General features: G+C 66.9%; 8 protein-coding genes and 1 pseudogene. 5 read left to right on the forward strand and 4 right to left on the reverse strand.

The genetic code is table 11. The features are described from left to right. Positions 1 to 815: pseudogene (locus JOZ79_RS11805) on the forward strand (MFS transporter); the annotation flags it as partial. On the opposite strand, the gene JOZ79_RS11810 reads toward JOZ79_RS11805, so the two are convergent. Both JOZ79_RS11810 and JOZ79_RS11815 read right to left on the reverse strand, forming a co-directional pair. Continuing rightward, positions 812 to 2,320 carry a tryptophan halogenase family protein gene (locus tag JOZ79_RS11810; protein ID WP_294074362.1) on the reverse strand — a complete coding sequence of 503 codons (1,509 nt, stop codon included), beginning with the start codon at positions 2,318 to 2,320 and terminating at the stop codon, positions 812 to 814. The pseudogene JOZ79_RS11805 and the gene JOZ79_RS11810 sit on opposite strands and share 4 nt — an antisense overlap. A 44-nt stretch (positions 2,321 to 2,364) precedes the next feature. Further along, a complete protein-coding gene (locus JOZ79_RS11815) occupies positions 2,365 to 2,745 on the reverse strand; it encodes a hypothetical protein (RefSeq protein WP_294074364.1) in 381 nt (126 codons plus the stop codon). A gap of 298 nt (positions 2,746 to 3,043) precedes the next feature. Between JOZ79_RS11815 and JOZ79_RS11820 the strand changes: the two genes are divergently transcribed. The 3 genes from JOZ79_RS11820 to JOZ79_RS11830 are packed head-to-tail and all read left to right on the forward strand — an operon-like array spanning position 3,044 to position 6,167. Further along, entirely contained in the window at positions 3,044 to 4,231 is a 1,188-nt protein-coding gene (locus tag JOZ79_RS11820) for an endo-1,4-beta-xylanase (RefSeq protein WP_294074366.1), read from the forward strand. Further along, positions 4,228 to 5,277 carry an L-glyceraldehyde 3-phosphate reductase gene (gene mgrA, locus JOZ79_RS11825; RefSeq protein ID WP_294074368.1) on the forward strand — a complete coding sequence of 350 codons (1,050 nt, stop codon included), beginning with the start codon at positions 4,228 to 4,230 and terminating at the stop codon, positions 5,275 to 5,277. The genes JOZ79_RS11820 and mgrA overlap by 4 nt, the downstream gene beginning before the upstream one ends. After that, positions 5,274 to 6,167: a polysaccharide deacetylase family protein gene (locus JOZ79_RS11830; protein WP_294074370.1), complete on the forward strand. Its 894-nt coding sequence runs from the start codon at positions 5,274 to 5,276 to the stop codon at positions 6,165 to 6,167. Before mgrA ends, JOZ79_RS11830 begins: the two co-directional genes overlap by 4 nt. Here the strand turns inward: JOZ79_RS11830 and nagA are convergent. Continuing rightward, on the reverse strand, positions 6,164 to 7,300 hold the full coding sequence (nagA, locus tag JOZ79_RS11835; RefSeq protein ID WP_294074372.1) for an N-acetylglucosamine-6-phosphate deacetylase: 1,137 nt from the start codon (positions 7,298 to 7,300) through the stop codon (positions 6,164 to 6,166). The genes JOZ79_RS11830 and nagA overlap by 4 nt on opposite strands. Beyond that, entirely contained in the window at positions 7,300 to 8,346 is a 1,047-nt protein-coding gene (locus tag JOZ79_RS11840) for an SIS domain-containing protein (RefSeq protein ID WP_294074374.1), read from the reverse strand. The genes nagA and JOZ79_RS11840 overlap by 1 nt, the downstream gene beginning before the upstream one ends. 82 nt (positions 8,347 to 8,428) lie before the next feature. On the opposite strand from JOZ79_RS11840, the gene ptsP reads away from it, so the two are divergent. Then, positions 8,429 to 10,842: phosphoenolpyruvate--protein phosphotransferase (ptsP, locus tag JOZ79_RS11845; protein WP_294074376.1), on the forward strand; the 2,414-nt coding region annotated here is incomplete at its 3' end.

Genomic DNA, 10,842 nt, shown 5'->3' on the forward strand with positions numbered 1-10,842 from the left:
CGCACGCGCTCGGCGGGATCAATACCGCCTATCTCTGGCTGTGCGGGATGATTGCCGCGCTTACCCTGTTCATGTGGCTGCTGCGCCGCACGGTGACGAGCGCGCTTCCCGAAGGCGGTACCGGAGCGCGGCAGAGCATTGCTGCCGTCATCAGCGACGCCTTGTCATCGAACTGGGCGATCTTCGGCGGCGCCGCGATCTTCCTTTATGTCGGCGCAGAAGTGTCGATCGGCACGCAAATGACGGCGTTCCTGAATGACAACGGGATCTGGGGCCTGTCGGATGCACCGTTCCACGTGCCGCTGCTTGGCGCCGCCATGGGCAGCGACGGAGTCCATGGCGTATCCGTCGAGGAGGCGGGCAAGGCGGTTGGCTTCTACTGGGGCGGGGCGATGGTGGGCCGCGCGATCGGCTCGGCGCTGCTGGCACGGATCGACGCACCGAAGCTGCTCGCGACCTTCACCGCGATCGCGATGCTCATGTGCCTGTACGTCGTCACCGTCGGTGGAGTCAGCGCCGGTTTCGTGGCGCTGTCGATCGGCCTGTTCAACTCGATCATGTTCCCGGTTATCTTCACGATCACGCTCGAGCGGTCGTCGGCGAGCGTGGAAGCGACATCCGGACTCCTGTGCACCGCGATCGTCGGCGGAGCGCTGATCCCACTGCTGGTCGGCAAGGTCTCGGAACTGACGAGCTATCACACCGCTCTGATCGTTCCCGCGCTCTGCTATGCCGTCCTGTGTGCGTTTGCACTGTCGGCGCGCCGGGCGCGAGTGCATTTGCGCGACGAGCCGGCCGCCGCGACCATCCATTAAGCGGCGGCGGCGACTCTCCGGGCGATGAACTCGCTTGCCAGCGGCAGGCGGTCGGCCGCGATTTCGTAGGCGCGGCGGAGCTCGGCCATTGCGCGTAGGACTTCCGCTTCGGGCATCACGGCGGCGAGCGGGTCGCAGGCGGCGGGCATGATGTCCTGTCCGAGCATCACGGCGACCCAGCTCGGCACGTCGAACAGCTCGTCATTGTAGCGGAAGACGCGGCCGTGCTCCCGGAAGAGCTCGATCTTGTGGCGCAGGGTGTCGGGAAGCGGCGTTTCCCGGACCTGACGCCAGAAGGGTTCGTGCCGCCGGTTCGCAATATAGTGGAGGATCAGGAAGTCGCGGATCGGGTCGTAGCTCGCGACCATGTGGCGGTTGTATTCGTCCCGCTCGACCGGGCTGATCCCGCGATCGGGGAACAGGCTCAGGAGCTTCTGGATGCCGTGCTGCATCAGGTGAATGCTGGTCGATTCGAGTGGCTCGAGGAAACCTGAAGACAGGCCGATCGCGATCACGTTGGCTTCCCATGCCCGGCTACGCCGGCCGGCGGTGAAGCGGAGCCGATTGGGCTCCGCGATCGGCGCTCCATCAAGTGTGCCCCGCAGGATATGCTCGGCCTCGTCGTCGGTCATCTGCGAGCTGCAATAGACGTGGCCGTTGCCGGTGCGGTGCTGAAGAGGAATGCGCCACTGCCAGCCCGCGGGCTGAGCGGTCGAGCGCGTGTACGGCAGCAGCGGCTCCGTGCGTTCCGACGGGACGGCGATCGCGCGGTCACAGGGCAGCCAGTGGGACCAATCCTCGAAGCCGATGCCGAGCATCTGGCCGAGCAACAGGCTGCGGAAACCCGAGCAGTCGATGAACAGGTCGCCCCGGACCCGGCGGTCGTCCTCCAGAGTGACGGCGGTGACGAAGCCGCTCTCCGAATGCTGCTCGACCCCGACGATGCGGCCCTCGATCCGCTCGGCGCCATGACCCTCCGCATATCGGCGGAGGAAGCGCCCATATGCGGCTGCGTCGAAGTGGAAAGCGAAGGCGAGCTGCGACAGCGGATCGTCCGGGTTGGCGGAAGGATGGCCGAAGCGATGGCGGTCGGCGACGACAGCCGAGATGGAATAGTCCGAGAGCGGTCCGATCGCCGCATTCTCGCGGTTCCTGAGCCACAGCTGGTGAAACGGAACGCCGTTCAGCGGCCGGCCGATCTGACCGAATTGGTGGAAGTAGCGGTCGCCCGGCCTAGTCCAGCCGACGAAGTCGATGCCCAGCTTGTAGGTCGCATGGGTTTCCCGAAGGAACTGGGCTTCATCGATGCCGAGCATGGTGTTGAATTCGAGGATGGGCGGAATGGTGCCTTCGCCAACGCCGACCGTGCCGATGGCTTCGGATTCGACGAGCACGATGCGCCGGCCGGCGCCGCCGACGAAGCGCGACAGGGCTGCGGCGGCCATCCAGCCCGCCGTGCCGCCCCCGACGATGACGATGCGCCGGATATCCTGTGGTTCAGCCATCCCCCGCCACTAGGGCGTTTCGCGGCCCTTTTGGAAGGCCCGCGTCAGGGCAGGCGATAGGGGACCCACTCGTTGAGATTGCACGATGGCCCAGGAATGATTGACCCGGGTTCATTCCCGCGGATCCGGTCGTTGCGGCAATATTGGCCAGGCAGACCAGGCTCGACGATGATCGTGTTGAGCGGGCCGATCGCCGGACAGGCGGCGGCGAGATGGTTGATGTAGATCGTCCGGCCGGTGCCGTAGGCGATGGTCTGCGCGTCCACGGCGTGCAGATTCTCGGCGGCATCGGTGGTGATGCAGGATTGCGGCGGTCCCGGGACGCGGCCAGCGAGGAGGTTCGCGACGTCGGCGCCAGGCGGAGACGCGGCCTGCGAGCAGGCGGCCAGGACAGTTGCAGCGGCGATCGGCATCAGGGCGCGCATAGCGGGTCTCCTCTCGGCACAACGGTTGATCGGCACGGGCCGATCCTGGAAGAAAGAAATCCGGAACCGTGTCGAACCGGACCCCTTCATACCACGAAGCGTATGGCGGGGACGTGAATGGGCGCGCAAGCGCCAGCTTGCGTCGCGCACCACTGGCTTCCCGCAACTGCGGTGAAGCGGCGCAGGGGCAGCGCAGGAGGGCAGCAGCCGCATCAATAGCGAGACTCTGCGTGGAAGGCAGGACTCGTTGACAACGCGATCGCCTGATTAGCATGGTAGCGCTACCACAGGAGAGGTGATGGAGCTTAGTCGAAGAAGCGCGCTGGTTGGAGGTGGGACGCTCGCGCTGGCCGGGTGCATCGCGCCGAGCATTGTGACCGAGCCGCCGCGAGCGCCCGACTCGCTGGCAGCGCTTGCAAGGCGCAGCGGGCGGCGGTTCGGGTCGGCGGTGGCCTGGGGGCCGCCGGGCGCCGACAAGGGCAGCTTCGCCAACCCGGCCTATGCAGCGATCCTCGAACGCGAATGCGATGTTCTGGTGCCGGAGAACGAGCTCAAGTGGCAATGGTCGCGTCCGGCTCCGGATCGGTTCGATTTTCGGCAAATGGACGCGATCGCCGATTATGCGATGGCAAAAGGGTTCGAACTGCGCGGCCACACGCTCTTCTGGACGCCGGCAAAATGGTATCCGAAGTGGCTGGCGCAGACGACCTTCGGATCCTCGGCGGAAGCGGAGCGCCTGCTGACGAACCACGTCGAGACCGTCTGCCGTCGCTATGGCCGGCGCATCTATTCCTACGACGTGGTCAACGAAGCGGTGCAGCCGGAGACCGGCCAGATCCGGGAAACCAATGTCACCCGTACGATCGGGGGCGAGCGCTTCCTGGACCTGATGTTCCACACCGCCCGCGCCGAGGCTCCGCACGCATTGCTTGTCTACAACGACTACATGAGCTGGGAGCGGACTGGCGAGGACGAGACGCACATGGCCGGCGTGCTTCGCTTGCTCGAAGGCTTCCGCAAACGCGGCACGCCGGTCGACGCACTGGGCGTGCAGTCGCATATCCGACTGCTCAAGCCGCTCGGCGTCGCCGATATCGTCCGCGAGTCCGAGGCGCCGTGGCGGCGCTTCCTCGATCAGGTGACGGCGATGGGCTACAGGCTCGTCGTCACGGAGTTCGATGTGAACGATCGGACGGCGCCGGCCGATATTGCAGCGCGCGACCGGATGGTGGCGGAGTATGCCCGGGCTTATCTCGATATCATGCTGAGCTATCCGCAACTCGGCGATGTCCTCTGCTGGGGGATGAGCGATCGCTACAGCTGGCTGGAAGGTTTCGATCCTCGCGCGGACGGATTGCACAAGCGAGGGCTTCCGTATGATGCGAATTTCCGCTCCAAGCCGCTGCGCGAGGCGATCGCCGCGAGCTTCGCGGGAGCCGCTACAAGACAAGTGCAACCAGCACACAAGGCTATGAGACCAGCATGATCCCCGAACAATTCCTTCCCGATCCGCAACGTTACGACGGTCGAATGCCTTACCGGCGGTGTGGGCGCAGCGGACTGGACCTGCCGGCGGTCTCCCTCGGGCTATGGCAGAATTTCGGCGGCGTGGACTCGTTCGAGACCGGCCGCGCGGTGCTCCGGCGAGCGTTCGACCTTGGCGTCACTCACTTCGACCTCGCCAACAATTACGGGCCGCCCTACGGTTCGGCGGAGGAGAATTTCGGGCGCTGGCTGGCGGCGGATTTTCGGCCCTATCGCGATGAGCTGATTATCTCGACCAAGGCCGGCTACGACATGTGGCCCGGTCCCTACGGGGACCATGGGTCGCGCAAGTACCTGCTTGCGAGCCTCGACCAGAGCCTGAAGCGAATGGGCCTCGACTACGTCGACATTTTCTATTCGCACCGGGTCGACCCGTCGACCCCGCTCGAGGAGACGATGGGGGCGCTCACCCATGCCTGGCGGCAGGGGAAGGCCCTGTACGTCGGGATTTCGTCCTACTCTCCAGAGCTGACGCGGCAGGCGCACGCAATCCTCAGGGCGGAGGGCGTGCCACTGCTGATTCACCAGCCGTCCTATTCAATCGTCAACCGCTGGGTCGAGCATGGGTTGCTGGACGCGCTTGGCGAGCGTGGGGTCGGCTGCATCGCCTTTTCGCCGCTCGGGCAGGGGCTGCTGACGAACAAATATCTCAACGGCGTTCCAGCGGACGCGCGGGCGGCGCGGAATGACAGCTTTTCCAAGGATTTCCTGACGGCGCAGACCGTTGAGCACGTGCGGCAGCTGAACGCGCTTGCGCAGGCCCGCGGCCAGACGCTGGCGCAAATGGCGATCGCGTGGGTGCTCCGCGATCCTCGCGTGACGTCGGCGCTCATCGGCGCGCGGTCGGTGGAGCAGCTCGAGGATTCGCTGGCAGCTGTCCGGAATCTCGAGTTCAGCGAAGAGGAGCTCGAGCGGATCGATGCGCTTGGCACGGACGCGGGGATCGACATCTGGGAGGAGTCATCCTCGGTCGGCACGGCATCGTGAAGCGATTACTTGCGGTTGGAGCGCTGCTGCTAGGCGCTGCGTCTCCGCCTCCACCGCCGGAGATTGCCGTCACCATCGACGACCTGCCGGTGCATGCGCCCTATCCCCCGGGGCTGACGCCGCTTGCGGTCAACCGGCAGATGATTGCTTCGCTGAAGGCCGCGCACGTGCCGGTGACGGCCTTTGTCAATGCCGTGAACGTCAAGGATGCGGGCACGATGCAGGCGCTTCACGAATGGCGGGCGGCAGGCTTCACGCTCGGCAATCATACCTGGTCGCATCCCCATCTGAGCGAGCTGACCATCGCGCAGTTCGAGGGCGAGGTGACGAGGGGTGAGCCGGTCTTGTCGAAACTTGGCGGCGACAGCGACTGGCGCTGGTTTCGCTATCCGTTTCTCGACGAGGGCAAGGACCCGTCCCAGCGCGCTGCGGCAAGAGCGGTGCTTGCGAGCCATGGCTACAGGGTTGCCGACGTGACCACCGGCTTTTCGGACTGGGCATGGACTCCGGCCTATGCGCGATGCTCGGCGAAGCATGATCGAGCCGGGATCGAGCGGCTGCAGCAGCTGTACCTGGGAGCGGTCCGGCGGAGCATCGCCGACGATCGCGAGACGTCGCGCAGGCTCTACGGCCGCGACATTCCCTATGTCCTGCTGATGCACGTCAGCGCGATGAGCGCGCACATGATGCCTGAAGTGCTGCGCGTCTATCGCGCGGCAGGATATCGGTTCGTATCGCTGGCCGAGGCCGAGCGCGACCCCGTCTACCGCAGCGATGTGGACCTGACGCTACCGCCGCCGCAGTCTCGTGCCGAGTTGGCCATGCGGCGCCATGTGAGCCTGCCGGCGCCGGCCGACTATGGCGCGCAACTCGACGCCGCCTGCGCTTAAGCGGAGCGGACGCCGTCGATCCAGGTTTCGGTCACCGCGAGATCGTCGTCGAGCAGGACCAAATTGGCGCGGTAGCCGGGGGCGATTCGTCCGAGGCGGCCATCGAGACGCAGGAAAGCAGCGGGGTTGGTGCTGGCCATGGCAACGGCATCGGCAAGATCGAGGCCGAGCATCGCGACGGCGTTGCGGACGGCGCTCGCCATGTCGAGGTCGGAGCCGGCGAGCGTCCCGGCTGCGTTGACGCACTTGCCACCGGTCGCAGCGATCTCTTCACCATTGAGCGTGAAGGACTTGCGCCCGCCCACGCTCGGCATCGCGTCCGAAACGATGATGAAGCGGCGGAGCGGGGCAGCGCGCAACGCGAGGGTCAGGACACGCGGATCGACATGATGTCCGTCGACGATGATCCCGCACCAGCTGGCCTCGTCAAGCAGTGCGGCGCCGACGGTTCCCGGTTCACGGGATGTCAGCGGCGACATGGCGTTGAACAGATGAGTGAAACCGCGCAGGCCCACTCGCAGCGCGGCCGCAATCTCGTCCCCGTTCGCCTGGGTATGGCCAGCGCAGACGATCACGCCCGCGTCGGTCAGCCGGCGAATGATTTCGACGGGCATCGTCTCGGGAGCGACGGTAACGACGGTTGCGCCGCCGGTCGGACGCGTGAGCAACTCGATCTCGCGCTCGCTGATCCGGCGCAGCTTTGCCGCGTCGTGGATTCCCTTCCGCTCGGGATTGAGAAAGGGGCCTTCGATATGAATGCCGAGCACGCCGGGTATTCCGACGGCGATGGCCCGGCGCGCCTCATTCATCGCGGCGTCGATTTTGGCTTCGTCGTCGCTGATCAGCGTCGGCAGGAACCCAGTCGTGCCGAAGCGGCGGTGAGCCTCGCCGATTGCGGCAATGGTCTCGACGGATGGATCGTCATTGAAAAGGCGATCGCCGCCGCCGTTGACCTGAACGTCGATGAAGCCGGACACGAGCGTCTGCCCCCGAAGGTCGACGCGGATCGCGTCCGAAGGACAATCGCGCTCGGCAACGATTGCTGAAATGCAACCCTTGTCGAGTAAGATGGATTGCTCCGTGACGAAGCGGCCGTCGATCAGGACCCGACTATTGACGAGCGCCTCAACCATCAGCGCGTCTCCGTCACCTTGGCGAGGTGCGGCGGTCGGTCGGGATCGAGGCCTCGCGCTCTCGCCAGCGCATCGGCGGCGCGATAGAAAGACTGGATCTGCAGGATTGGTTCGAGCAACGGCGTCGAACGGATCGCGGGCAGCCGAAGCGCGTCGGCGGCTTCGGCTCCGGCAAGGAAGACGCGCGCGCCGCGTTCGAGAAGCGCGGCAGCGGTGTCCTGGACATTGCGCTCGGTCTCGTCCGACTGGCTGAACATCAGGGCCGGAAAGCCGGGCCGGACCAGCGCCATCGGGCCATGGCGCAGCTCGGCGGTGCTGAACGCCTCGGCGTGGAGCTGCGAGGTCTCCTTGAGCTTCAATGCGGCTTCCTGAGCGACGGCGAAACCCACTCCGCGGCCGAGGACGTAAAGGTCGGTTGCGCCAGCCAGCTCTTCCGCCAGCACCGACCAGTCGAGCGCCCAGGCCCCGGCAAGCTGCGACGGCAATCCATCGAGCGCGGCCCGAAGCTCGGCGTCGTCGGCCCATTCTGCGACGACCCGGGCGATCGCCGACAGCGACGCGATGAACGATTTCGTGGCGGCGACGCTGCGCTCGGGGCCGGCGGCGAGGTCGAGGACTTCGTCGGCGAGGTCGGCAAGCGGCGATCCGGTGTCGTTGACCAGCGCGAGGACCCAGGCGCCGCCTGCCTTGAGGCTTGCGACGGTGGCGAGCAGGTCGGGGCTCTTGCCGGACTGCGAAATGGCGATGCAGGCCGCGCCGTCGACGCGAAGCGACGAGGCGTAGACCGACGCGACCGAGGGCGCCGCGGAGACGACAGGGACCCCGACGCGCGTTTCGATCGCATATTTGGCGAAGGTGGCGGCATGGTCGGAGCTTCCGCGCGCGCAGGTCAGGACGATCGCAGGCGCGCGCTCGCGAAGGCGCTGGCCGATCCGCTTGAGGGTTGCGGCATCGCGTGCCTGCCGAGCGACCGCATCGCCGGATTCGGCGGCCTCGCGGAACATCTCGGTGGTGGATGCGGCAGTCGCCTGGGATCGGTCTGTCATCGCTATTGACGCACGGTAGCGATGTGCCGGATGCACGCACAATGACAAAGTTTGGAGTGCGCATGACGCAGGGCGTCGACGAGTGAGCGAAGTGAGGCTCGCCAGCCCGATGTCGGGCTGGCTGATGAACATCCGCGACGTGGATGATCCGGTCTTTTCCGACGAAATGATGGGCCCCGGGATCGCGATCGATCCGACCGAGGGGGTTCTGGTCGCGCCCTGCGACGCGGTCGTAACGCTGGTCGCGCCAACCCGCCACTCGGTAACCTTGCGGACGGAGTCAGGCGCCGAATTTCTGATCCACGTCGGGCTCGAGACAGTGGCGCTGAACGGACGCGGATTCGAGGCGCATGTGAGCGATGGCGACCGCGTTGCGGCCGGTGACCGGCTGATCAGCTTCGACATGGACGCCGTCGGGCTGAATGCGAAGAGCCTCGCGACTCCCATCGTGCTGACGAATGGCGGCGAGTTCGAGTGGTCGCCCGCGCCGCTCGATCGCCTGGTTGAGCGCGGCGAGCCGATAGGCGCGGTCCGGGACCGAGGATCTTCGAGCGAAGCTGGCGCCGTTCAGGGTGATGCGGTCACGCTCCTCGTGCCGGTCCGGTTCGAGCACGGCCTTCACGCCAGGCCGGCTGCGCGCGTCGCCGATTGTGCGAAGCGATATTCGAGCGCGGTGACGATCCGGCTGCGAGGCAAGAGTGCAGCCGCCCGTAGCCCGGTGGCAGTGATGGCGCTGGACGCACGGCATGGCGACAAGGTCGAATTGATCGCCGTCGGGCCGGATGCACAGGCGGCGGTGGAGGCGATTGCCGCCCTGCTTGAGGAGGGGGAATTGTCAGGTCCGGTTACGGCGGGGGCGGAGCCGACGGCGCGCTCCCTCGCGGCCAATGAAATCGCCGGTGCGTGCGCGCTCCCGGGCGCCGTCCTGGGGACCGTCAGGCATTGGCGCCGGCACGTGATCGAGGCTGCGGAGGAGGGTAGGGGTGTGGCGGCGGAGAGCGCCGCGCTCGAGGGGGCAAGGGCGAAAGTTCGAGCGCATCTGCAAGCGCTTGGAGATCGAGCTGGCGGGCCGGCTGCGGCTGTCGCGCAAGCGCATATGGGTCTGCTCGACGATGAGAAGGTCAATGCCGATGCGGCGGCCGAGCTCGCGCGCGGGCGAAGCGCATCGATGGCCTGGCAAGTCGCGAGCGCGGCGGCCGCGGACTCGTTCAGGGCGTCGGACAATGCGCGGCTTCGCGAGCGGATCGCCGACATCGAGGATGTCTCGGCGCAGGTCGTCGCGGCGCTTGCCGGAACGTCGGCCGCTGCGGGGATGGAGTTGCCCGAGGCCACGGTCCTGCTCGCCGACGAGCTGCTGCCGTCGGAACTGATGTCGCTGCCGCGCGATCGAGTGGTTGGACTGGCGACGTCGGGCGGTGGCCCGACGTCTCACATGGCCATCATCGCGGCGTCGTTCGGCATTCCGACCCTGGTGGCGATGGGGCCGCGATTGGCGGAGGTGCCGGATGGCACGGCTGTCCTTCTGGATGCGACCGCCGGCGTGCTGGTCTTAGAGCCGGATGAGCTCGCGCGAGGGCGCGCGGGCCGGGGCGTAGCCCAGGCAGGCAGCGGGGATTGCATCACGCGCGACGGCGAGCGGGTGCGCCTGCTCGCCAATCTCGGCGGTCTCGCCGAAGTCCAGGCGGCGCTGGCGGCGGGGGCGGAAGGCTGCGGCCTGCTACGGACGGAATTCCTGTTCCTCGACCGCGCAGACGCACCGTCGGAAGCGGAGCAGCGGGGTGTGTACCAGGCGATCGCCGACGCGCTCGACGGCCGGCCACTGACGATCCGGACGCTCGACATCGGCGGCGACAAGCCGGTGCCATACATCCGTTTTCCCAATGAGCAGAACCCGGCGCTCGGCGCGCGGGGTGTCCGCACCGGCCTGTTCGACCCCGAACTTCTGGACGAGCAAGTGCGCGCGATCGCCAGGGTGCAGGGCGACCAGATCAAAGTCATGCTGCCGATGGTGTCCTCGGCCGACGAACTGAAGGGTGCAAGGCGTCGCTTGAGCGAGCTCGGCGCGCAGGCGAAGGTCGGCGTGATGATCGAAACTCCGGCGGCGGCGCTGATCGCCGAGCGGCTCGCGCAGGAGGCAGACTTCCTGTCGATCGGGTCGAACGACCTTGCCCAGTATACGCTCGCGATGGACCGCACCAATCCTCTGCTCGCGGCAAGCATCGACGCGCTTCATCCGGCTGTGCTGCGGCTGATCGCGACGACGGCCGAGGCCGGGCGTGCGGCCGGCACCCCGGTCAGCCTGTGCGGAAGCCTCGCCTCGGAGCCGGCAGGAGCGATCGTCCTGATTGGCCTGGGGATCGGCGAGCTGTCCGCGGTGCCAGCGGCGATTCCCGCCGTTCGACAGGCCATTGGCCGAGTGTCGGCAGCCGATTGCCGGGCGCTTGCGATACGCGCGCTGAGTCTTGAATCCGCTGCGCAGGTGCGCGCGCTCGCAGC

Origin of the sequence: Sphingomonas sp. (assembly GCF_019242355.1) — a bacterium.
In the GTDB taxonomy this organism is placed as follows: Bacteria; Pseudomonadota; Alphaproteobacteria; order Sphingomonadales; family Sphingomonadaceae; genus Sphingomicrobium.

Excerpts from the sequence above, each read along its gene's own strand:
- JOZ79_RS11810 (WP_294074362.1), bottom strand. The coding sequence starts at position 2,320 with ATGGCTGAACCACAGGATATCCGGCGCATCGTCATCGTCGGGGGCGGC.
- JOZ79_RS11820 (WP_294074366.1), top strand. The coding sequence starts at position 3,044 with ATGGAGCTTAGTCGAAGAAGCGCGCTGGTTGGAGGTGGGACGCTCGCG.
- nagA (WP_294074372.1), bottom strand. The coding sequence starts at position 7,300 with ATGGTTGAGGCGCTCGTCAATAGTCGGGTCCTGATCGACGGCCGCTTC.
- mgrA (WP_294074368.1), top strand. The coding sequence starts at position 4,228 with ATGATCCCCGAACAATTCCTTCCCGATCCGCAACGTTACGACGGTCGA.
- JOZ79_RS11840 (WP_294074374.1), bottom strand. The coding sequence starts at position 8,346 with ATGACAGACCGATCCCAGGCGACTGCCGCATCCACCACCGAGATGTTC.
- JOZ79_RS11815 (WP_294074364.1), bottom strand. The coding sequence starts at position 2,745 with ATGCGCGCCCTGATGCCGATCGCCGCTGCAACTGTCCTGGCCGCCTGC.